18 protein-coding genes and 1 tRNA gene are annotated in these 21292 nt (G+C 52.5%); 10 read left to right on the top strand and 9 right to left on the bottom strand.

Going from position 1 to position 21292, the window contains the following annotated elements; genetic code table 11:
- Positions 1-11 precede the first annotated feature (11 nt).
- Genes QNH99_RS07950 through yejF form a run of 3 tightly spaced genes read left to right on the top strand, consistent with a single transcriptional unit; the run spans position 12 to position 3733 of the window.
- The gene (locus QNH99_RS07950) at positions 12-1106 is read left to right on the top strand and encodes a microcin C ABC transporter permease YejB (protein ID WP_410517523.1); all 1095 of its coding nucleotides are present in this window, start codon (positions 12-14) and stop codon (positions 1104-1106) included.
- Positions 1106-2128 carry an ABC transporter permease gene (locus tag QNH99_RS07945; RefSeq protein WP_109717390.1) on the top strand — a complete coding sequence of 341 codons (1023 nt, stop codon included), beginning with the start codon at positions 1106-1108 and terminating at the stop codon, positions 2126-2128. Before QNH99_RS07950 ends, QNH99_RS07945 begins: the two co-directional genes overlap by 1 nt.
- Positions 2129-3733 (top strand): microcin C ABC transporter ATP-binding protein YejF, encoded by a 1605-nt coding sequence (yejF, locus tag QNH99_RS07940; RefSeq protein WP_410517522.1) that lies wholly within the window; start codon positions 2129-2131, stop codon positions 3731-3733.
- Here yejF and QNH99_RS07935 read toward each other — a convergent pair.
- From QNH99_RS07935 to rsuA, 3 genes are all read right to left on the bottom strand, one after another.
- The gene (locus QNH99_RS07935; RefSeq protein WP_063880240.1) at positions 3720-4040 is read right to left on the bottom strand and encodes a hypothetical protein; all 321 of its coding nucleotides are present in this window, start codon (positions 4038-4040) and stop codon (positions 3720-3722) included. The genes yejF and QNH99_RS07935 overlap by 14 nt on opposite strands.
- Positions 4041-4317: 277 nt before the next feature.
- A complete protein-coding gene (locus tag QNH99_RS07930) occupies positions 4318-5514 on the bottom strand; it encodes a Bcr/CflA family multidrug efflux MFS transporter (RefSeq protein ID WP_063880241.1) in 1197 nt (398 codons plus the stop codon).
- Between the two features lie 11 nt (positions 5515-5525).
- On the bottom strand, positions 5526-6245 hold the full coding sequence (gene rsuA, locus QNH99_RS07925) for a 16S rRNA pseudouridine(516) synthase RsuA (RefSeq protein WP_145394176.1): 720 nt from the start codon (positions 6243-6245) through the stop codon (positions 5526-5528).
- A gap of 155 nt (positions 6246-6400) precedes the next feature.
- Here rsuA and QNH99_RS07920 point away from each other — a divergent pair, with 155 nt between their 5' ends.
- The gene (locus QNH99_RS07920) at positions 6401-8155 is read left to right on the top strand and encodes a DEAD/DEAH box helicase (RefSeq protein WP_410517521.1); all 1755 of its coding nucleotides are present in this window, start codon (positions 6401-6403) and stop codon (positions 8153-8155) included.
- A 131-nt stretch (positions 8156-8286) separates the two neighbouring features.
- Positions 8287-8571 (top strand): 50S ribosomal protein L25, encoded by a 285-nt coding sequence (gene rplY, locus QNH99_RS07915; RefSeq protein ID WP_063880243.1) that lies wholly within the window; start codon positions 8287-8289, stop codon positions 8569-8571.
- A 93-nt stretch (positions 8572-8664) separates the two neighbouring features.
- Here rplY and yejK read toward each other — a convergent pair whose 3' ends face one another.
- Complete coding sequence (gene yejK, locus QNH99_RS07910) at positions 8665-9669, bottom strand: nucleoid-associated protein YejK (protein WP_172898270.1); 1005 nt, start codon at positions 9667-9669, stop codon at positions 8665-8667.
- A gap of 158 nt (positions 9670-9827) precedes the next feature.
- Between yejK and QNH99_RS07905 the strand changes: the two genes are divergently transcribed.
- The 3 genes from QNH99_RS07905 (at position 9828) to QNH99_RS07895 (ending at position 11979) form a co-directional block, all read left to right on the top strand.
- Positions 9828-10052 carry a YejL family protein gene (locus QNH99_RS07905; RefSeq protein WP_063880245.1) on the top strand — a complete coding sequence of 75 codons (225 nt, stop codon included), beginning with the start codon at positions 9828-9830 and terminating at the stop codon, positions 10050-10052.
- Positions 10053-10074: 22 nt separating this feature from the next.
- Entirely contained in the window at positions 10075-11829 is a 1755-nt protein-coding gene (gene yejM / locus QNH99_RS07900) for an LPS biosynthesis-modulating metalloenzyme YejM (RefSeq protein WP_172898271.1), read from the top strand.
- 73 nt (positions 11830-11902) lie between these two features.
- Positions 11903-11979 (top strand) — tRNA-Pro (locus QNH99_RS07895).
- A 123-nt stretch (positions 11980-12102) separates the two neighbouring features.
- Here QNH99_RS07895 and QNH99_RS07890 read toward each other — a convergent pair.
- Both QNH99_RS07890 and QNH99_RS07885 read right to left on the bottom strand, forming a co-directional pair.
- Entirely contained in the window at positions 12103-13617 is a 1515-nt protein-coding gene (locus QNH99_RS07890) for an alpha-N-arabinofuranosidase (RefSeq protein ID WP_063880258.1), read from the bottom strand.
- 41 nt (positions 13618-13658) lie between these two features.
- Positions 13659-15062: an MFS transporter gene (locus tag QNH99_RS07885; protein ID WP_218996054.1), complete on the bottom strand. Its 1404-nt coding sequence runs from the start codon at positions 15060-15062 to the stop codon at positions 13659-13661.
- 748 nt (positions 15063-15810) lie between these two features.
- On the opposite strand from QNH99_RS07885, the gene QNH99_RS07880 reads away from it, so the two are divergent.
- Together QNH99_RS07880 and QNH99_RS07875 are read left to right on the top strand one after the other, a co-directional pair.
- Positions 15811-17064: a mechanosensitive ion channel family protein gene (locus QNH99_RS07880; RefSeq protein ID WP_063880260.1), complete on the top strand. Its 1254-nt coding sequence runs from the start codon at positions 15811-15813 to the stop codon at positions 17062-17064.
- 284 nt (positions 17065-17348) lie between these two features.
- Positions 17349-17552, top strand: coding sequence for a hypothetical protein (locus QNH99_RS07875; RefSeq protein ID WP_063880261.1), 204 nt, complete (start codon positions 17349-17351; stop codon positions 17550-17552).
- A 205-nt stretch (positions 17553-17757) separates the two neighbouring features.
- Here QNH99_RS07875 and QNH99_RS07870 read toward each other — a convergent pair whose 3' ends face one another.
- From QNH99_RS07870 to apbE, 3 genes are all read right to left on the bottom strand, one after another.
- Positions 17758-19410, bottom strand: coding sequence for a multidrug ABC transporter permease/ATP-binding protein (locus QNH99_RS07870; RefSeq protein WP_410517520.1), 1653 nt, complete (start codon positions 19408-19410; stop codon positions 17758-17760).
- A gap of 85 nt (positions 19411-19495) precedes the next feature.
- The gene (alkB, locus tag QNH99_RS07865; RefSeq protein ID WP_218996052.1) at positions 19496-20137 is read right to left on the bottom strand and encodes a DNA oxidative demethylase AlkB; all 642 of its coding nucleotides are present in this window, start codon (positions 20135-20137) and stop codon (positions 19496-19498) included.
- 14 nt (positions 20138-20151) lie between these two features.
- Entirely contained in the window at positions 20152-21192 is a 1041-nt protein-coding gene (gene apbE / locus QNH99_RS07860) for an FAD:protein FMN transferase ApbE (RefSeq protein WP_109717399.1), read from the bottom strand.
- Between the last annotated feature and the right edge of the window lie 100 nt (positions 21193-21292).

Genomic DNA, 21292 nt, shown 5'->3' with positions numbered 1-21292 from the left:
GGAGAGCCCGGTTGGCACGTTACTTTTTACGCAGACTGTTACTGATTATTCCTACCTTATGGGCGATCATTACGCTCAACTTTTTTATTGTACAGATAGCACCAGGTGGCCCGGTCGATCAGGCGCTGGCAAATATTCAGTTTGGTCAAACCAGCGGGCTGCCCGGTGCGGGCGGCGGTGACAGCGGCGGTACGCAGGCCAGCCTGCATCGCCTCACGCCCGGGGATAATCAGTATCGCGGCGCGCGCGGTCTCGACCCCGAAGTTATCGCAGAAATTGAGCGACGTTACGGCTTCGATAAACCTATCGGGGAACGCTATCTTACGATGCTGTGGAATTATGTGCGCTTCGACTTTGGCGACAGCCTGTTCCGCAGCGCCTCCGTATTGCAGTTAATCAAAGAGAGCCTGCCCGTTTCTGTCAGCCTTGGCCTGTGGAGTACGTTGATCATCTACCTGGTGTCGATTCCTCTGGGCATTAAAAAGGCCGTGCGTAATGGCAGCACGTTCGATATCTGGAGCAGCACCTTCATTATCATTGGCTACTCCATTCCGGCGTTTCTGTTTGGCATTGTCTTGATTGTTCTGTTTGCGGGCGGCAGCTATTTCGACTGGTTCCCCTTGCGCGGACTGACCTCTCCACAGTTTGATACGCTCCCCTGGTACGGCAAAATAACCGATTATCTGTGGCATATCGCGCTGCCGGTACTGGCTACGGTGATTGGCGGTTTTGCCACCTTAACCATGCTGACTAAAAACGCATTTCTTGATGAAATTCGAAAACAGTATGTGGTCACCGCCCGGGCCAAGGGCGTTTCGGAACGGCGCATCCTTTATCACCATGTGTTTCGCAATGCGATGCTGCTGGTGATTGCCAGTTTTCCTGCCACTTTTATCAGCATGTTTTTTACCAGTTCGGTACTGATTGAGGTGATGTTCTCGCTGAATGGCCTGGGCTTACTGGGCTTTGACGCTACCGTCCAGCGTGATTATCCGGTGATGTTTGGCACCTTGTATATTTTCACCTTGATTGGTTTGCTGATGAATATCCTGAGCGATTTAACTTATACCCTGGTTGATCCACGCATTAATTTTGAGGGGCGGTAATGCACATTTCCCCGATGAATCAGCAGCGCTGGCAGCGCTTTCGTCATAACCGCCGTGGCTACTGGTCGCTGTGGATTTTTCTGCTTATCTTCGTTCTTTCCCTGTGTGCCGAGTTAGTCGCCAATGACAAACCGCTGCTGGTGCATTATCAGCAACGCTGGTACGCCCCGCTATTTTTCAACTACAGCGAAAGCGATTTCGGTGGCGAGTTTGCTACCGCGGCAGATTATCAGGACCCCTGGTTGCAACAGCGTATTGAAAAGCAGGGATGGGCGCTGTGGGCACCGATTCGCTTTGGTGCCAACAGCATTAATTTTGCGTCACAGGTGCCCTTCCCTTCCCCGCCATCATGGCAAAACTGGCTGGGCACAGACGCGAACGGTGGCGACGTTTTGGCGCGTCTGTTGTACGGCCTGCGTATTTCGCTGCTTTTCGGCTTACTGCTAACTCTGTTTTCCAGCGTGATTGGCATCGTGATCGGCGCGATACAAGGCTATTTTGGTGGCAGAGTGGATCTGATTGGTCAACGCCTGATTGAGGTCTGGTCCGGAATGCCGTCGCTGTTTTTACTGATCTTACTGTCCAGCGTCATCCAGCCCAGCTTCTGGTGGCTGCTGCTGGTCACCGTGCTGTTTGGCTGGATGAGTTTAGTCAGCGTGGTACGCGCTGAGTTCCTGCGTACGCGAAACTTTGACTATATTCGCGCCGCGCAGGCGCTGGGCGTCAGTGACGGACGGATCATGCTGCGCCATATATTACCCAATGCCATGGTGGCCACACTGACTTTTCTGCCTTTTATCCTGTGCGGTTCCATCACCACTTTGACCTCGCTCGATTTTCTCGGTTTTGGCCTGCCCATTGGTTCGCCTTCTCTCGGTGAACTGCTGCTACAGGGTAAAAATAACCTGCAGGCACCGTGGCTGGGTTTATCTGGCTTTTTCACGCTGGCGATTCTGCTGTCGCTGCTTATTTTCATTGGCGAAGCCGTGCGCGACGCTTTTGATCCCAGTAAAGGAGTCTGAATGAGCGCCCCGCTGCTTGCTGTTAATCATCTCTCCGTCGCCTTTCGTCAGGGCAAACAGCTGCATCAGGTGGTGGAGGATGTTTCGCTGCGCGTTGAGGCGGGTGAAACCCTGGCTCTGGTAGGCGAATCCGGTTCCGGGAAAAGCGTTACTGCCCTGTCGATCATGCGCCTGCTTCATGACGCCGCGGTGACCTATCCCCAGGGGGAAATCCTGCTGGCTGGGGAAGACCTGCTACAGGCATCGGAGCAACGGCTTCGCGGTCTGCGCGGTAATCAGATGGCCATGATTTTTCAGGAACCGATGGTGTCCCTGAACCCTCTGCACAGTATTGAAAAACAGTTATACGAAGTGCTTTCGCTACACCGTGGGATGCGACGTGAAGCCGCGCGGGCAGAAATACTGCGCTGTCTGGATCGCGTCGGTATTCGCCAGCCGGCCTCGCGCCTGAATGATTTTCCCCACCAGCTCTCCGGGGGAGAACGCCAGCGCGTGATGATAGCCATGGCCCTGCTCACCCAGCCGAAACTGTTGATTGCCGATGAACCCACGACTGCGCTGGATGTAACGGTTCAGGCGCAAATCCTTAACCTGCTGCGCGAACTGCAACAGGAACTGAATATGGGGATGCTGTTTATTACCCATAACCTGAAAATTGTTCACCAACTGGCGGACAGCGTGAGCGTGATGCTCGCTGGTCGGGTGGTTGAGCACAACCGCAGCCAACCGCTGCTCACGCAGCCACAGCACGCTTATACCCAGCAACTGCTGGCGGCCGATCCGGAAGGCCGTGCCGTGCCCCTTCCTGCAGCGACGCCGGTTATCCTGAAAGTGGATAATCTGCGCGTCGGTTTTCCCCTGCGCCAGGGGTTATTTAAACGTAAAACGGGCGAGAAAATCGCCGTAAATAACCTCAGTTTTAGCCTGAAACGGGGAGAAAGTCTGGGGCTGGTGGGCGAATCTGGCTCGGGTAAAAGCACTACGGGCCTGGCCCTGCTGCGTCTTATTGCGGCTCAGGGCGAGGTCTGGTTTGATGATCGACCGCTGCATCAGCTGTCACGAAAGCAACTGTTGCCGTTACGTCGCCGTATTCAGGTGGTGTTTCAGGACCCTAATTCTGCGCTGAATCCCCGTATGACGGTGCAGCAGATCATCGCCGAAGGCCTGGCGGTGCATTATCCACAGCTGAGTGCTGCCCAGCAGGATGAACGGGTTAACGCGGTAATGACAGAGGTGGGTCTGGATACAGAGAGCCGCCATCGCTACCCGGCGGAATTTTCAGGCGGCCAGCGTCAGCGCATTGCCATTGCGCGCGCCCTGATTCTTGAACCGGAACTACTGGTACTGGATGAACCGACGTCGTCGCTTGACCGCTCAGTGCAGAAACAGATTCTGACCCTGCTGCGCGGATTACAGCAACAGCGTCAACTGAGCTATCTGTTTATCAGTCATGATTTAGAAGTGGTACGCTCGCTCTGCCATCAGCTGATCGTACTTCGTCAGGGCGAGGTCGTTGAACAAGGCGATTGTGAAGCGTTGTTTGCCGCACCTGCACAGGCTTATACCCGCGAGTTGCTGGGTTCCGTCACGCTCAGTGACCAATAAAGGTTTCCGCAATAGCCACGCCCTGATTTTTCAGGCAGCAGTTTGTGGCGCTCTCATCACACCGGCGGATAAACAGGCAGGGTTGCCCTTCGCACTCGGCGATTTTTCCGTCCACCTGAATGGCTGCCAGCATGTCTTTAAGCTCGTGCAGAATTTCCCATGCCGGGACGCCATCATGGCTGATCAGCCGTAGCGCAATCACATCATGCTCTTCTGAGCCGACATCGTCGGTTTCAATCACGCCACGACGATCGCTAATCCAGCGAAACCGCTGTGGCAAGCGATGCACAACCGAAAGTTGCAACATAGTGATCAGTATCTCCAGAGAATGAAGCTCAATTTACAACCAACGGTGTCTGCATCGAGAGCCGTTAAATCATGCTAACGCGCAGATCCTGCAAGGCGTCCTGTAAAAGCAAATTTGAGAGTTAAATCTCACTTTGGGCTATATGTACCGCGTTTAATGATAACTAACAATCATTTTAGACCCAATGTGATTACTTTATTTGCTATTTTTTTTCACAAATAAGAAACATTATTTTATAAGCGGATAAAGGCGGATCGCAGCAAGGCGCGACGCCCGCTTAGCGGGCGACGGAACGAGGACGTGAAGCGTAGAGAAATAACAAAACAGAGAGGGTCGCGCACAGCGCAATGGTTCCCACCATAGGCCAGGCACTGTTAAAACTGAACAGAGACAGCAGCGCGCCAGCCAGTGCGCCGACACCAAAGCGTAACGTACCCGCCAGAGAGGAGGCGGTACCGGCCATATGCGGAAACTCATCAAGGATGACGGCCATCGCATTAGACGACACCATGGAAACACAGCCGATAAACATCGCAATGCCCAATACCAGCGGCAGGAACCCCAGATCGAAAGCGCTCACCATCAACAACCAGATGCCCATCGCAAACTGCACCAACAACCCAAAACGGAACAGGGCGACGGGGCCAAAATGGCGCACTGCCCGGCTGTTAATCAGCGTCATGATGAACAAAAACACAATATTCAGGCCGAAGTAGTAGCCAAAACTCTGCGGCGAAATGTGATTCAGTTCGATGTAAACAAAAGGGCCGGCATTGAGAAAAGTGAACAGCCCCGCAAACGAGAATCCGCTTGATAACATATAGCTGAACGCCCGCTTATGGCGAAACAGGATAACGAAATTCCCCAGCGTGGTGCGCAGGTGAAAGCGCTGCCGCTGCTCAGGTTTAAGGGTTTCGCGAATCTGGGTCGCCACCAGTACGGTGGTGATAACGGCCGCTATCGACAGCGTCCAGAAAATGGCGTGCCAGCTCCAGATTAACAGCAGCCAGCCGCCGATAATCGGGGCCAGTAGCGGTGCGATGGTGGTAATTAACATCACGAATGACATCATGCGCGAAAAGTCCTCTTTCGAGTAACTGTCGCGCATCAACGCATTGATTACGACGCTGGCGGCGGCCGCAGACAGGCCGTGCAAAAACCGCATCGCAATAAGCTGTTCAATCGACTGCGAGAGTGCGCAGGCCGCCGCCGCACAGGCAAAGATCAGGGTACCCAGCGTAATGACCGGCTTGCGGCCATAGCTGTCGGCCAGGGGACCGTAGATCAACTGACCGATGGCAAACCCCAGGATGTAAAGATTGAGCGTCATCTGCACGCTCCCGGCGGACACCGCAAACTGGCGCGCAATTTGTGGCATCGCTGGCAGATACATGTCTATCGATAACGGCATCAACATCGCTAACAGGCCGAGAATAACGACCAGGCCCATCGGCGAATTCTTTTCCTTACGCACCGGGTTTCTCGCTATTTCTGTTTAAGTTCTTCTGGCAAGCCAATGCTGGCTATCTCTTCTGCGGTTAACGGGCGGTATTCCCCCGGTTCTAACGCGTCGTCCAGCGCAATCGCGCCAATGCGCTCGCGATGCAGGCCAACGACCCGGTTACCCACGGCGGCGAACATACGTTTCACCTGATGGTAACGGCCTTCGCTAAGCGTCAGCAGCACCTCAGTGGGCGTGATGACCTCAAGCTGAGCAGGTTTTGTCAGGTGCTTTTCATTATGCAGTTGCACACCTGCGCTGAATTGCGCGGCCGTATCCTCGCTCACCGGCGCTTCCAGCGTCACACGGTAGGTTTTCTCGCAATGGTGACGCGGTGAGGTAATGCGGTGTGACCACTGACCATCATCCGTAAGCAGAACTAAACCGGTGGTATCAATATCCAACCGGCCTGCGGCATGCAGCTTAAATGCCATCGGTTCTTCAATGAAATAGATAATGGTGGGATGATCGGGATCGTCCGTGGAACAGACATAACCCTGCGGTTTATTCAGCATAAAGTAGCGCGGCCCGGTCTGCATCTGCAACACGTTGCCGTCATACTCAACCTCGTGATCGGGCTGCAGTTTGAAAGCGGTGTCGCGCACCACGTCACCGTTAACGGTGACACGTTGACCACGGATTTCACGTGCAGCGATAGCACGGCTGATTTCCAGTTGCTGAGAGATGAATTTGTCGAGTCGCATGAATTCGTTTTGCCTGTTACTGCGGAGGGAAACTAAAACGGCCTGTTTAACCGTTGAAAAAGTATGAGAAGTATATCCTGAACTGCGCCTCGCTGACAGCGCGTTTACAGTGGATTCGTGGCATAATTGCGGCAGATTTTACAAAAGTGAGCAGCATGTCTTTTACCTTACGCCCTTATCAACAGGACGCGGTCGATGCCACCATCGCCCACTTCCGTCGCCATCATGAACCTGCCGTGATCGTCCTGCCCACCGGGGCCGGAAAAAGCCTGGTGATTGCCGAACTGGCGCGCCTGGCACGCGGTCGGGTGCTGGTGCTGGCGCACGTCAAAGAGTTGGTGGCGCAAAATCACAGCAAATATCAGGCTTACGGACTTGAGGCCGATATCTTTGCGGCAGGGTTGCAGCGTAAAGAGAGCCAGCGAAAGGTGGTGTTCGGCAGCGTCCAGTCCGTTGCACGTAATCTCAGCCTGTTTGACAGTGCTTTCTCACTGGTCATTGTGGATGAGTGCCACCGTATTGGCGACGATAAAGAGAGCCAGTACCAGCAGATTTTTCATCATCTGCGCCAGCACAATCCCCAGTTGCGATTGCTGGGTCTGACCGCCACGCCGTTTCGCCTGGGCAAGGGATGGATTTATCGCTTTCATTACCACGGCATGGTCCGTGGCGATGAGAAGGCCCTGTTCCGTGACTGCATCTACGAGCTGCCTCTGCGCTACATGATCAAGCATCAGTTTCTGGTGCCGCCAGAACGGCTGGATATGCCGGTAGTTCAATATGATTTCAGCCGTCTCACCGCTCAGGCTAATGGTCTGTTCAGCGAAGCCGACCTGAATCGGGAGCTCAAACAGCAGCAGCGGATTACTCCGCATATCATCCGGCAAATTGTAGAATTTGCCGAGGATCGCCACGGCGTCATGCTGTTTGCCTCCACCGTGGAGCACGCGCGCGAAATTCTGGGCCTGCTGCCCGAGAACAGCGCACTGGTGTCGGCGGAAACCCATGCGCAGGCGCGCGATGCGGTGATCGCGGCGTTTAAAGCCCAGCAGCTTAAATTTCTGGTTAACGTCGCGGTGTTAACGACCGGCTTTGATGCGCCGCATGTGGATCTGATTGCAATCCTGCGCCCCACCGAGTCGGTCAGCCTGTATCAACAAATTGTGGGACGCGGTTTACGTTTGTCGCCCGGTAAAAAAGATTGCCTGATTCTGGACTACGCCGGAAATCCGCACGATCTTTTTACCCCTGAAGTGGGCGCGCCAAAAGGCAAAAGCGACAATCAGCCGGTGCAGGTATTTTGCCCTGCATGTGGTTTCGCGAATACATTTTGGGGCAAGGCCACCCAGGACGGCATGGTGATTGAGCACTTTGGCCGGCGTTGTCAGGGCGTTCTGGAAGACGATGAAGGCGAGCGGGAACAGTGCGACTATCGGTTTCGCTTTAAAAACTGCCCGGACTGTAACGCTGAAAACGATATCGCCGCTCGCCGCTGTCGGGAATGCGACAAGATTCTGGTCGATCCCGACGATATGCTCAAAGCCGCCCTGAAGCTGAAAGATGCACGCGTACTGCGCTGCGGCGGCATGGCGCTGGAACAGGGTAAGGACGACAAAGGCGAATGGTTGAAAGCCACCTATTTTGATGAAGATGGCACCAGCGTCAGCGAACGGTTTCGCCTGCAAACGCCCGCACAGCGCAAAGCGTTTGAGCAACTGTTTATGCGCCCTCATCAGCGCGCCCCTGGCGTGCCATTAGGCTGGCAAACCGCTGCCGATGTGCTGGCTTTGCAACCCCTGCTGCGCCATCCCGATTTTGTTGTGGCGCGCGCCAAAGGCCACTTCTGGCAGATCCGTGAAAAGCTCTTTGACTACCAGGGACGCTTTCGCCGCGCTAACGAACTCCGTTAGGCCGGATTAGCGTTTGCCCCTGCTGCCTATTACGGCTATAATGCCGCCCGCTTTTGCATGTGCATAAGCAGTGTTGAATAACCCTTCTGTTACTGGGTCGCCTGTAGCAGGAATCATAAAGAGACGTATCAATGTTCACTATCGAAGCAGCAGAACGTAAAGAGCAGGGTAAGGGTGCGAGCCGCCGCCTGCGCACAGCAAACCGTTTCCCGGCCATCATCTACGGTGGTTCAGAAGCAGCGGTTGCTATCGACCTTGACCACGACCAGGTGATGAACCTGCAAACTAAGCCAGGCTTCTACGATGAAGTTCTGACTCTGGTGGTTGACGGTAAAGACACCAAAGTTAAAGTGCAGGCTGTTCAGCGTCACCCGTTCAAGCCAAAACTGCACCACATCGACTTCGTTCGCGCTTAATCGCCGAATGGGTTGAACGTAGAAGGGCCGGTTGCGAAACCGGCCCTTTTATTTTGTCTGTTATCCGCCGGAACACATTGCCCCGGACTGGTATTACTTACTGCTGGTGCGGCGTTGAAGCTGTTCGCGCAGGTTAGGTGGCGTTCCTTTGATGGTCAGCGTATCCGTTGCCGGGTCCCAGAAAATGCGTTCACCAAGTAACAGTGCGTCGAAGTTCAGGGTCAGACCGCCGCCGCTGCCGGCAAACTTGGTTAACTGGCGTAACGTACCGCGATCCGCCGGGAAATGTTCTTCCAGTTCATAGCCCTGTTCCTGGGTAAAGACTTCAAACGTCTTTTCACCCAGCGGAGGGAGCTCGCCTGATAATTCTTTTAGCGCAATCTCTTCGCCCGCCTGAAGCTGCTCATTACAGTAGCTGTAAACCTGCTGACGGTAATTTTGGCGTTCGTTTTTATCCAGATTCGACTCGTCACAGTAGTCATCTACCGCCTGTAACAGTCCCCGGTTTTGCGCCTTGGTGTCCAGTCCGACTTCCGCACCCAGGAAGTCCATAAAGAAATCAGAAACTTTGCGCCCGACGCGTCCACGCAGGAAGGTCAGGTAACGGGTTGATTCCGGATTCGTTTCCCATTCGGTCAGATCGATACGCGCCACAATATCGGCATGATTAATATCCAGATAATGGGTACTGCTGATATCCATTTGTTCGTTGACGCGCATACTGGACTGGCTGTTCAACACCGCCACCAGTAAATATTCGACCGCCAGGTAGCGATACTGAATAAACAGCACCACGCCGCCTTCGGCGAACGGATATTTTGCCAGTTCATCACGCAGACGTCCGGTCGCAGCCCGGCTAAAAGCGAGAAAATCATCGTTACCTTTGCGGCAGTTGCGCAGCGCTTCTGCCAGTTCGCTTTCAGCATTAAACAGCCCGTAAGCTTTACTTTTCGCACTGTAAACACGGTGCAGCTCTTCCACCATCGCTTCGACGGTGTTGGTGGCAGGCAGTAACGAATCACGAAGCACCAGCTCTAACTGATTTTCATCACGTTTAATTAACTGATGCAAGGCAATCTGGTCGATATCCAGACTCATGGTAAACTCTCCTAATAGCACAGGCGCGTATTCAAACACCGCCAGCAGCAGCTTTCAACTCCATGCATCATGCGAACAGTGCGCTTTCGATAAATTTGCGGAAAAAAGTGCGCTGTTCCGGTACTATATCGCCTTTTGAGACGAGATAACTTTTCGCTATGCCACAATCATCCCGTTACAGCGACCAACGCGTTGAACAACTCCTCGCGGAAATGGCGCAGGTTTTGCAAAAAGACCAGGCACCCACCGACCTCTCCCTGATGGTACTGGGGAACATGGTAACCAACCTGATTAACAGCGATGTTGCGCCTGCGCAACGCCGCTCTCTGGCACGTTCTTTTGCTGATGCTCTGCAGGCATCGGTAGACGACAGCACCCATTAATTCGCTGATCTGACGTAAAACTATGGTAACCAACCGACAGCGCTACCGCGAGAAAGTCTCCCAGATGATTAGCTGGGGACACTGGTTTGCTCTGTTCAATATCTTTTTCGCGCTGATTCTGGGTAGCCGCTATCTGTTGGTTGCCGACTGGCCTGCCTCGTTGGCGGGACGTATCTATGCGTACACAAGCTGGGTGGGTCACTTCAGCTTTATTGTGTTTGCCGCTTATCTGTTGATTATCTTCCCGCTGACGTTTGTCGTCATGTCGCAACGTTTGATGCGGGTGCTTTCGACGGTGGTCGCCACCGCCGGCTTAACGTTGCTGATGGTCGACAGTGCCGTGTTCAATCGTTTCCATTTACACCTTAATCCGGTGGTATGGGAACTGGTGATTAACCCCGATCAAAGTGAAATGGCGCGCGACTGGCAGCTGATGTTTATCGGTGTGCCGCTGATTTTCCTGGTGGAGATTCTGTTTGCTACCTGGAGCTGGCAGAAGCTGCGCAGCCTGAACCGCCGCTCTTTTGGCAAGCCGCTGGCAGCGCTCTTTATCAGCGCCTTCTTTGCCAGCCACTTAATGTATATCTGGGCGGATGCCAATTTTTATCGCCCGATTACCATGCAGCGCGCAAATTTGCCCCTTTCCTATCCTATGACGGCACGTCGCTTTCTGGAGCGCCATGGTTTGCTGGATGCGCAGGAATATCAGCGTCGTCTGGTGCAACAAGGCGATCCTGAAGCCGCAGCAGTACAGTATCCGCTCAGTGATATCACCTTTGCGGATAAAGGCGCGCGCGATAATTTGTTAGTGATTACGGTGGATGGGCTGAACAGCGCCAGTAGTGACAGCGCCCTGCCAGCATTGAACCAGTTTGCCAGCCAGAACGTACGCTTTACCCAACATTTCAGCGCGGGCGATAATGCAGAAAAAGGCCTGTTTGGTCTGTTCTACGGTATCTCGGCCAGCTATATGAACGGTGTGCTGGCACAGCGAACGCCGTCCGCCCTTCTCACCGCATTGAGCACCCAGGGCTATCAGTTTGGCCTGTTCTCATCGGATGGATTTAGTCAGCCACTTTATCGTCAGGCTCTGCTGTCCGACTACACGCTGCCTGCCAGTGAAGAACAGCCCAATGCCAGCACCGTCTCGCAATGGCAAAACTGGCTGGGCGCTCAAAAGAGCGATGGTACGCCATGGTTCTCCTGGGTGGCACTGCATGGCCCGACAGTGAGCGGCGATAACGCCAAAGCACGGCAGCGCAGCTATATGCGTCAGGCACCGGCGCTCAATGATCAGATTCAGGCCATTCTCACTACGCTGCAGCAACGTGACTTGCTGAAAAACACCGTGGTGGTCATTACGGCGCAGCATGGCGTGCCGCTGGATGGCGATCCCGATAATGAAGGCAATCGCCAAATCCTGCAGGTTCCACTGGTTATTCACTGGCCGGATACGCCAGCACAGACGGTGACGCGCCTTTCCGATCATCAGGATGTGATGGTGACGCTGATGCAGCGCTTGCTACACGTAAGTACGAATCCGGTGAATTATGCCCAGGGCGAAGATCTGTTTGCTGCTCAACGTCGCCATGACTGGGTCACCAGTAGTGAAGACAACAAGCTGGTGATCACGACGCGTGACATCACGCTGGTGCTGAACAATAACGGGAGCTACCGCGCTTATGACGCCAGTGGAAAAGTGCTGAAAGATCATAAACCGGAGCTGGCGCTATTGTTGCAGGTGCTCACAGAAGAGAAACGTTTTATCGCTAACTGATTAATAATGCGGCAGTTAGTTGCCGGGTAGCTTGCATTCGTACGAAGAATCAGTAGACTAGCTTTCCAAAGTTCGGCACGTAGCGCAGCCTGGTAGCGCACTGTCATGGGGTGTCAGGGGTCGGAGGTTCAAATCCTCTCGTGCCGACCAAATAATCCCTTTAAAAGCAGCCTCTTACGGCTGCTTTTTTTATTACCTGCGAGCAGAGTCAGGCAATATCCATTCTGACAGCCCAGATGCCCACGCCTTTCTGGTATCTGGGCGATCAAACCCTCAGGGCTGCAGATCGATCACCACCATATTCCAGCTGAGAGGCGGAAGTGACACCTGTTTCTGGCGACGCTGTGCGTCGGTGACAGTGCGCGGCTGCGGCACCACCTTATCCGGCTCAGTAAAGGTATTTTTAGCGTCCAGCGCATGGCCCGCTAACACGACATGTTGTGATAATGTCCCCTCACCAAACTCATCGAGCACAAAGGTAATGTCTGCCGCATCATGGGCGTGCGTGTTCAGCGCGAAGAAGGCGATCTGCTGTTTCTCTTCGTTGTAAACGGCCGCGCTCTGAACCTGTCGGGTTTCGCCATGCACGGTGTTCACCGTAGGAACATTGGCAAAATAGCGTAATGCCTGTCCCCGTCCATACTGACTCACCATCTGGAAAGGCCAGAAGATGGTCTGGCGAATCACCTCACCACCGGGGCGGGTGAAGATGGGAGCAATCACATTGACCAGTTGAGCCAGGGACGCCATTTTTACCCGGTCACAGTGATTGAGCAACGAACACATTAGCCCACCGAACGTCAGCGCATCCAGAAAAGTATAAGATTGTTCCAGTAATGGCGGCGCTTCCTGATACAGGTTGTTCGGGTCGATAAAGTGATCCTGCCAGGGCTCGCCTTCGATAGACCAGATATTCCATTCATCAAACGACAGCATCATCTTTTTATCGCTGCGCAGTTTGGCTTTAACATAGTCGGCCGTTGCCGTAATAGTATGAATAAAATCATCCATTTTCTGGAACGAGGCTAAGAAATCCTGTGGATGACCGGTGCTGTTTTCAAAGTAATGATGGCATGACAGGTAGTCAATCTGATGATAAAGCCCCTCCAGTACAATGCGATCCCATTCGGGATAGCTGGCCTGAAGCGAATTAGAACTGCCGCATCCGACCAGCTTGATATCCCGATCAACCCAACGCATGATTTTTGCCGTTTCACGCGCTTTTTTGACGTAATCTTCCGCACTCAACTGCCCGGTCTGCCACTCGCCATCCATCTCGTTGCCCAAGCACCAGAGCTTGAAATTATAGGGTTTTTGCCGACCATGCTGGATACGCAGATCGCTGAGTGCGGTGCCGGATGCCAGATTACAGTACTCAATGAAGTAACCGGCCTCCTGCGGCGTGCCTGTGCCGAGATTGACGGCGATCATCGGCGTAACGCCATACTTTTCGCACCAGGTGGCAAACTCATCTATGCCAAACTGATTGCTTTCTTTGGTCAGCCACGCGTAATCCAGCCTTACCGGGCGCGCTGATTTTGGGCCAATACCATCGCGCCAGTTGTATCCCGAGACAAAATTACCGCCGGGATAACGGACGGTGCTAATCCCCAGCTCTCTTACTCGTTCGCCCACGTCCTGACGAAAACCCTGTTCGTCCGCCGTGGCATGGCCCGGTTCATAGATGCCGCTGTAGACGGCCCGTCCAAGGTGTTCCACAAAGGAACCGTACAGGGCATCGTCCACCCGATCGATGGTGTTTTGTTTTTGAAAAAAGTACTTAATCATTTTCTTCCCTTCTGTTTTCACAATGGATTACAGCTGGAGACTCAGTCGGGATGAGTCGAGAACAGATCGTCTTCAATGGTTTTCATTTTGGCGGTGGTCAGGATATAGCACGTGCGGACCAGCCACACAGACAGCAGATAACCGACCACGGGAATCCAGACCATCAGTGCGTAAATGCCATCGATCGCGCTGCGGCTTTGTTCGGCCACATTGGCCTGATAGCCGGTAAACGACAGAACCCCGCCCACAATCGCGCCACTGACGGCCAGGGCAATTTTGAGTGAAAACAGGTTGCCGGAGGCACAGATTCCGGATAAGCGCTTGCCCGTTTTCCAGTCACCGTAGTCATCGACATCGCCAATGAACGACCACAGGATGGGTGCACCAATCTGATGAATGACAGACAGGATAAAAAACCAGATGAAAACCAGCACACTACTCTGGGCGGGTAAAAAGAAGAACACGATCGACATTGCCAGGGCTGTCGATTTAGCGGCCTGATAAACCTGGACTTTACACCAGCGGTTGGTGAAATACGGGGTAATGTAAGAGCCAAGAATACCGGCAACAATGCCGGTACTCAGAAACAGCGTGGCGTAATAGTCGTTCAGTCCCATCACGTATTTTGCGAAATAGATACAGGCCGCGCCGCGTACAAAGGAAGGAATGCAGTCGAGAAACATGGCAAAAACACAAACAACCCACTGATCGTTTTTTGTAATTTGCCGGATGATCGCGAAAATCGACTCCCCGGCATTGCTCTTAGGTGTGATGCGCTCTCGGGTGGTCGCGACGCAAAAAACAAACAGAAACAGGGAGATCACGGCAAACAGCGTGATGACCCAGAAGAAACCAATTTGCCGGTTTCCGTTACCGAAAAACGCCACCATCGGCAGTAAGGTCAGGGTGCAGAACAAGCTGGCAAGCCCTGCGCCCATAAAGCGGAACTGCTGGCAGGAAACCCGTTCCTGCGCATTGGTGGTGATCACCCCGCCCAACGAGCAGTAAGGAATATTCACCCCAGAGTAAAGCAGCGACAGGATCAGATAGGTAATAAAGGCATACATGACCTTTGCATGGCCCTGTAAATCCGGCGTGTAAAACATCACCATACAGCTAATGGCAAAGGGCACGGCAAAGCCAATAATCCACGGGCGAAAACGCCCCCAGCGCGTCGTGGTTTTATCAATATAAGCGCCGTAAAAGGGGTCGAAAACCGCATCGGCAAAACGTACAACAAGAAATATGGTCGCCACAACACCCGGTGCCAGTCCAAATATATCCGTATAGAAAAAAGACAAGAACATGGTTATCGGATTAAACAGCATATTACAGGCGGCATCACCGGCCCCAAATCCGGCCTTTTCAACAAAGCCAACGCGGCCCGAACGCACCGGCTGGGCACGATAAGCGGTATCACTGTTTGACGTAATATTCGTTTTCATTTATCACCTTTCACCTTCCTGAAAAGAGGTGGCGATAAGCATATGTTTTAGAGCTATTTTTGGCCTACGATGCCCCTCGCATAAGCAAAATCATGACTATATTTTCCATATATTTAGCTTATGCAGGCATAAAAGCCGGAGGACATTCCCCCATTGTGTAACCTCCTGTGATGGAGAACGGTGTGATTTCCTGTATATAAATATCGTGCTGAATGGTGGCAAAAAGGGCATTAAGAGGAGAGTAAAGAGGAATAAAACAGAATCGCTTCACTCACCCTCTTGTGGGTTTGAATTAACTAATCATTTAAGTAAAAGAGGTTAATTAAAATATTGCTCAATCGATATAAACCTGATGAAAAGCATTATCGTTAAATAATGAAAATTAAAAATATACAGTGCAGAAACATGCATATTTAATGTTGTAAAAACGCGGTGAAAGTGCCCTTACGGCGTCAACGTACCAGGCTGACCGACGATACATCCTCATCGTGCAGCACGCGTTTCCTGCCGCGTGCAGAAAGCAGCCCACCCTCAGAGCAGGCGCGGGGCCATCTGCTCTGAGGGTGGGCTGCCCTGTTGCGGCGGTCTGAAAGCGGCGGTCAGCGCTGCCACAGTGCAACCTCGAAATGACATTATGAATAAATTCCATTAACTTACTCGTCGCAGGAAGCCCAAACGCACGCTACGCTTATCGGCATCATTGGGTTTGTGGTTGAATACAAACAACATTTTCAGGCATACGATTAACATGAATTATTTGAACGACATACAACACTATATTGAAAACAAACCTGCACTTTCTGTTACTATTAACCTCGTTGTGTTGATCGTCGCGGGCCTGGTTGCGCATCTGATTTGTAAGTTTTTTGTGGTAAAAGTGGTACGTAAGGTGTTTTTTAGTACCCATAAGAAACAGGTGCCGCTCGATAAAGATGTCAGGTTGTCTGAAAAAATCTCTAATTTCATTCCGGTTATCACCGTTTACTTTCTGCTGCAGTTTATGCCGGACTTGCCCGAGCATCTGTTAATCGCGATTAAGACTATCTGCGGCATTTTATTTATGGTTTACCTGTCGCTGTTTTTCAATGAAGTCCTGGAGATTATCAATATCTCCTATGTTAAAAAGTCGAAACGTAAAAATCATTCGATTAAAGGTTATATTCAGGTCGGCAAAATCCTGGTGCATATCATCTCGGCGATTATGATCCTGGCCATTATGTCGAATAAATCGCCAGTGATTATTATCTCCAGTCTCGGTGCGGTGGCGGCGGTGCTGATGTTGATATTTCAGCATACCTTGTTGTCGCTGGTGGCGAATATTCAGCTGTCATCCAATGATGTGCTGCAGTTGGGCGACTGGATTGAAATCCCGGCGAACAACATCAGTGGTGAAGTGATTGATATCGCCCTTCACACCATCACCATTCGCAACTGGGACAACACGCTTTCCCGTGTTCCCACCAAAACCTTTCTTACTGAAACCTATACCAACTGGCAGGCCATGTTCTCATCCGGTGCTCGCCGAATCATGCGCAGTTTTTACATTGATCAGACGTCGATAGGTTTTGTGGACCACGCCATGCTGGAGCCCATGACGCAGATTCGCGGCATCAGTGAGCAACTCTCCAAACTTATGGATGGTCGGGAACTGAATGCTGTAGGTGACCGCTGGTTTGTTGAAAACGGTATGACTAACCTGATGATCTTCCGTCACTATCTTACAGCCTGGCTGGCTCAGCGAGATGACATCAAAAAAGACATGTATATCGTGGTGAGGTCGATGAAGCCTTCTTCTGAGGGGCTGCCCATTGAAATCTATTGCTTCACGTCATCAATTCTGTGGGTCGATTATGAAAATACCCAATCGACAATCTTCGAATATATCTATGCCATCGCTAACGTCTTTTCATTGCGCATCTACCAGCGCCCGTCAGGAAGCGACCTGAGTTTTCTGGCACAGGAGCGTCAGCAACCGGCAACCCATAATGAAGCCCAGACCTGAGAAGCCTTTGCCCTGCCTGCTCTTTTTCAGACGTGAGCAGGGCTAAACAAATTCGGTCCGCCAGGCTGTTCAGCCCCGCCTGGCGCTTATCGTTGGTGTATCGGACTTTCCTGAAAAATTGCGAATAAATACAACATTAATTATAAAAATCATTTATTTATTAATAAAATGCAAATGTTGATTACTTCACAAAAACAACAAATATGACAGTCTTTCATTAAATTGAAACAATTCTGTCATGAAAAAAACGTATTCTGTTTGCTCCTGAAATCGAGGGTACAGATATGATCATCAAAGCTAAAAACCTGAAGGATGCAGAAAACTTACTGCACTCAGGCATCAATAAGGTGGAGCTGGCATACGACATCGGTTGTGACGATTTCTTTCGTCTGGCAAGTCAGTGGTGCGAACGCGGTGCGCGCATCAGTAAAAGCCAACAGCATTTTGTCGTTTCAGTAAAAAACTTCCCCATCCCGCCCAACGATTGATTATAACAAGCTACCAACCTCACACCGCCTCCCTGTTGTTACAGCCAGGCACCGTGTGATTTCAAGCGCCAACCAGAACTTTTCTAAGCCGCTCATCACTGAGCGGCTTTCTCGTTTCTCAGTGCCCCTGTCTGACGCTCGCCGCCGATGAGCAACGCGCTCAGCACGGTGTGACTGACTGAGCCTGAGACGATCTCAGCAAAAATTATAAACCCGTATCGGTAAGCTTGACGGCATCCAGGCTGGCGTGGTCGCGTTCGTTACCCGTTAACTCGTAGAGGACGCCATCACGCATCTCCAGCAGGCGGTCGGCGTGGATAAAGTAGTGGTCATCATGGCTGATGGCAAAAACGGTTTTTCCTGCAGCCTGCAACGCGGGCAATAACTCACGATAGAAAACCCGACGGAAATGTGGGTCCTGATCGGCGGCCCATTCATCCAGCAGCAGGACGTCGCGTTGCTCAGCGACGGCCAGCAGCAGCGCCAGCCTTTTACTCTGCCCTTTCGACAACTGCAAATTCAGTATTTTATTCCCTTCAATTTTCAGCTTGTCCTGCATTTTGAGCTTTTCGAGCCATTGCTGTACCCGGCCAGGCGAAGCGGGATCGCCTTTGCTGTCTATCAGACGGTCAAACAAATGCACATCGGTGAAAACCGCTGAGAAGTGTTTACGCCAGCTATCAAGGTCGCTGACATCAACCGGTTTGCCGTCTATTAGCATGCTGCCGGACTGAGGCCGATAGAGTCCTGTGAGTAACATGGCCAGCGTCGATTTCCCGCTTCCGTTACCGCCAATTAAAAACACCAGCTCGCCACGATGAAGCGTTAAATTAATCGGCCCGACCTGGAAACCCTTATCCCCGTAGTGAAAGGTGATATCACGCAGTTCAAGGGTTTGCCACGCGGTGTCGCCAGAAAAGGCAGGAAAATCCGGTTCATACGGGGCGAGGTCAAAGCTGTTGAGTTTGCGAAAGGCGACCTGAGCACTCAGTAGCGTTGGAAGTGCCCCAACCGCTGACAGCAGTGGCGTGCGCAGAAACAACAGCGTCAGGGAAAAGGTGGCTGCCACCGCCGTATTGGCCCATCCCAGACTGTTGGCCATGAAAAATACCATGCCAATCGCGCCAAGCATCATGATGTTTGACCAGTTTACGGCACTGAGATGAAAGGTATCGGCACGCACGATATGGTGCCGGTAATCACTGGCATCCTGCTGATATACCTTGTCGTAGATCAGTCTGGCGCGCTCACGGTTAAGCTGGAGCTCTTTGCGTCCCTCAATAACGGTCTGGTAATCGCGATACAGGTTGTCTTCAACATCCCGCAATTTTGCCATATGCTGATAAACCCGCGACACCAGCATCCAGCCGCCTGCAATCGTCACGACCAACCAGCCGCTGGTCACCAGTAACATCTTTGGGGACAGCCAGGCAAGATAGAGTGCCGATCCCAGCGTGATAATGATTCCCTGAATTAACTCGGGCAAACGAACAAAAGCAAGGGTGATGGCCCGTACATCGCTGGTTAATCCCGCCAGCAGTTGTGCGCTACCAATCTGTTCGATGCGCTCCACGCGCGTGTCCAGGATGCGCTTGATAAATTCACCACGCATACGCCAGACAAACCGATGGCCCAGCCAGGTCAGTGCCAACTGTGAGGCCAGCGTTACCGCCATCAACATAACCACCTGGAACAGGAACGCGGGCAGTACCGTCAGGGAGGTATTAATCGCGACAATCATCTCGCTATTAATAAACGCGATCATGCCAATACCTAACGCGGCACTCAGTAGCGTGAGCAGAATCACGCCAATAAAAGGCCAGCGATACTGGCGAAAAACCACATTTAACAGTGCCATAAAACCTTACCAGACATGAAAATCAGCCAGCAGTGTAAAGTGATGGCAAATGATAGCAATCGTTATTCGCACCTTGCGCGGCGGACTAAAACGCCCGTCGGAAAGTGAGGTTATAGCGAAAGGCGCCGGTGAGCGGATGGATACCGGCTTTAAGCGGTAAGATACCGTGATAGCGCAGGCGCGAAGGCCCGCCCCAGACCACCACATCGCCATGTTCCAGCAAAACCCGCTGTGCATGGTCACTTCGCTCAAAGCCACCGAACTGGAAAACTGCAGGTAAGCCCAGGGAAACGGAGACAATCGGCTGGCGCAAATCTTTCTCATCCTTGTCCTGGTGCAGCGTGAGCTTAGCGCCGGGCTCATAGCGGTTAAGCAGGCAGGCATCCGGATTGAATCCCGGAAAGCCGGCTTCTTCAGCGGATTGTCGGGCCAGCAAACGAAACGCGTCCGGCATAGCTGGCCACTGACGTTGACTGCTGCTGTCCTGCTCGCTATAGCGGTAGCCGCGCGCGTCCGTAGACCAGCCGAAATCGCCGCAGTTGGTCATCGCAACCGACATGCGATGACCACCTGGTGTGATGCGGTGTTCAAACGGATTTTGCGCGGCAATCGCCATCATCGCCTGGTACAGTGCTTCCGCCTCATCGCGGGCGCGGCGGCGTAAAATTACCGCGCCCTCAGCCAGCGGTTCTTGCCAGGGTGAGGCGTCACTAAACAGATCCAGCATAGATGTTCTCTCTGTCAGTCAGATGGAATAATAAAAGCGGAAAACTGGGGCGACATCCAGCTGACAAAGTTGTCTCCTTGCTTGCTGATTAAGTACACCGCCAGTTTCTCTTTGATTGCCAGCGCTTTGGCCTTTTCAGTGCCCAATACCATTAATCCTGTATCCCAACCATCGGCTTCCAGCGCGGTGGTGGCAATCACGGTCGCCGACACCAGCTTATGGTCGATTGGCCGCCCCGTAGCAGGATCGATGATGTGTGAAAGTCGTTTGCCATCCAGTTCATAATAGTTGCGATAGCTGCCTGAGGTACTGATACCGTGCCCCTGCAGATCGACCCGCGCCTGAACGGCATTTTCCCGGTCGGTCGGTTTCTGAATCGCCACCCGCCACGGCTGGTTCTGCGCATTCATTCCACGCGACAAAACAGCGCCGCCCACCGAGACCAGATAATTATTAATGCCTTCCTGCTCCATCAGGCGCGCCAGATGGTCCGTTGCAAAACCTTCTCCCACCGTGGAGAGGTCAACATATAAGCCTGGCAGATCTTTTTGCAGCCACTGCCCTTCTCCTCCCTGAATCACCCGCAAATGTTGCAAGCCAGTCAGGGCTCGGGCCGCGGCGATCTGCTGATCGTCAGGAATATGGCTGGGCTGCTTATCGGGACCAAAGCCCCATAAATTAACCAGCGGACCGACGGTAATATCCATGGCCCCTGAGGTTTTCTTGCCGATTCGCAGGGCAAGCGTCACGATATCAGCCATGTTTTCACTCACCGGCTGTGGCGTCGTGGCACGGCTCTGATTAAAGCGCGACAGCACAGAGGTGGGCTTCCAGGTTGAGAGTTCCGCATCATCGGCATCAAGCCGTTGCTGAATGCGCTGCTGAAGCACGGCTTTACGTCCGGCATCAACCCCTGCCAGGCTAACTCGCCACACCGTCCCCATTGTTTTCCCTTCCAGCACCATGGCGTCTTGCTCTTTTGACGACGGGTTATCACACCCTGCCAGCAGCACCATTGCGGCCACTAACAGCAGATTTATCTTAAAGTTCATCAATATTCATCCGTAACAGGTAATTTATGCATATTTCAAAGCACAAACACTAAGTAAAGTAACTTAAATATGGTTGATAAAACTTATGCGCTCTACCAGACTA

This window comes from Pantoea allii, assembly GCF_046529425.1.
Taxonomy (GTDB): domain Bacteria; phylum Pseudomonadota; class Gammaproteobacteria; order Enterobacterales; family Enterobacteriaceae; genus Pantoea; species Pantoea allii.
This window is presented reverse-complemented; position numbering and strand designations above follow the sequence as displayed.

Excerpts from the sequence above, each read along its gene's own strand:
- QNH99_RS07905 (WP_063880245.1), top strand. The coding sequence starts at position 9,828 with ATGCCACAATCATCCCGTTACAGCGACCAACGCGTTGAACAACTCCTC.
- rplY (WP_063880243.1), top strand. The coding sequence starts at position 8,287 with ATGTTCACTATCGAAGCAGCAGAACGTAAAGAGCAGGGTAAGGGTGCG.
- QNH99_RS07880 (WP_063880260.1), top strand. The coding sequence starts at position 15,811 with ATGAATTATTTGAACGACATACAACACTATATTGAAAACAAACCTGCA.
- QNH99_RS07885 (WP_218996054.1), bottom strand. The coding sequence starts at position 15,062 with ATGAAAACGAATATTACGTCAAACAGTGATACCGCTTATCGTGCCCAG.
- QNH99_RS07875 (WP_063880261.1), top strand. The coding sequence starts at position 17,349 with ATGATCATCAAAGCTAAAAACCTGAAGGATGCAGAAAACTTACTGCAC.
- QNH99_RS07890 (WP_063880258.1), bottom strand. The coding sequence starts at position 13,617 with ATGATTAAGTACTTTTTTCAAAAACAAAACACCATCGATCGGGTGGAC.
- yejM (WP_172898271.1), top strand. The coding sequence starts at position 10,075 with ATGGTAACCAACCGACAGCGCTACCGCGAGAAAGTCTCCCAGATGATT.
- QNH99_RS07870 (WP_410517520.1), bottom strand. The coding sequence starts at position 19,410 with ATGGCACTGTTAAATGTGGTTTTTCGCCAGTATCGCTGGCCTTTTATT.
- yejF (WP_410517522.1), top strand. The coding sequence starts at position 2,129 with ATGAGCGCCCCGCTGCTTGCTGTTAATCATCTCTCCGTCGCCTTTCGT.
- QNH99_RS07935 (WP_063880240.1), bottom strand. The coding sequence starts at position 4,040 with ATGTTGCAACTTTCGGTTGTGCATCGCTTGCCACAGCGGTTTCGCTGG.
- QNH99_RS07920 (WP_410517521.1), top strand. The coding sequence starts at position 6,401 with ATGTCTTTTACCTTACGCCCTTATCAACAGGACGCGGTCGATGCCACC.
- alkB (WP_218996052.1), bottom strand. The coding sequence starts at position 20,137 with ATGCTGGATCTGTTTAGTGACGCCTCACCCTGGCAAGAACCGCTGGCT.
- QNH99_RS07945 (WP_109717390.1), top strand. The coding sequence starts at position 1,106 with ATGCACATTTCCCCGATGAATCAGCAGCGCTGGCAGCGCTTTCGTCAT.
- yejK (WP_172898270.1), bottom strand. The coding sequence starts at position 9,669 with ATGAGTCTGGATATCGACCAGATTGCCTTGCATCAGTTAATTAAACGT.
- rsuA (WP_145394176.1), bottom strand. The coding sequence starts at position 6,245 with ATGCGACTCGACAAATTCATCTCTCAGCAACTGGAAATCAGCCGTGCT.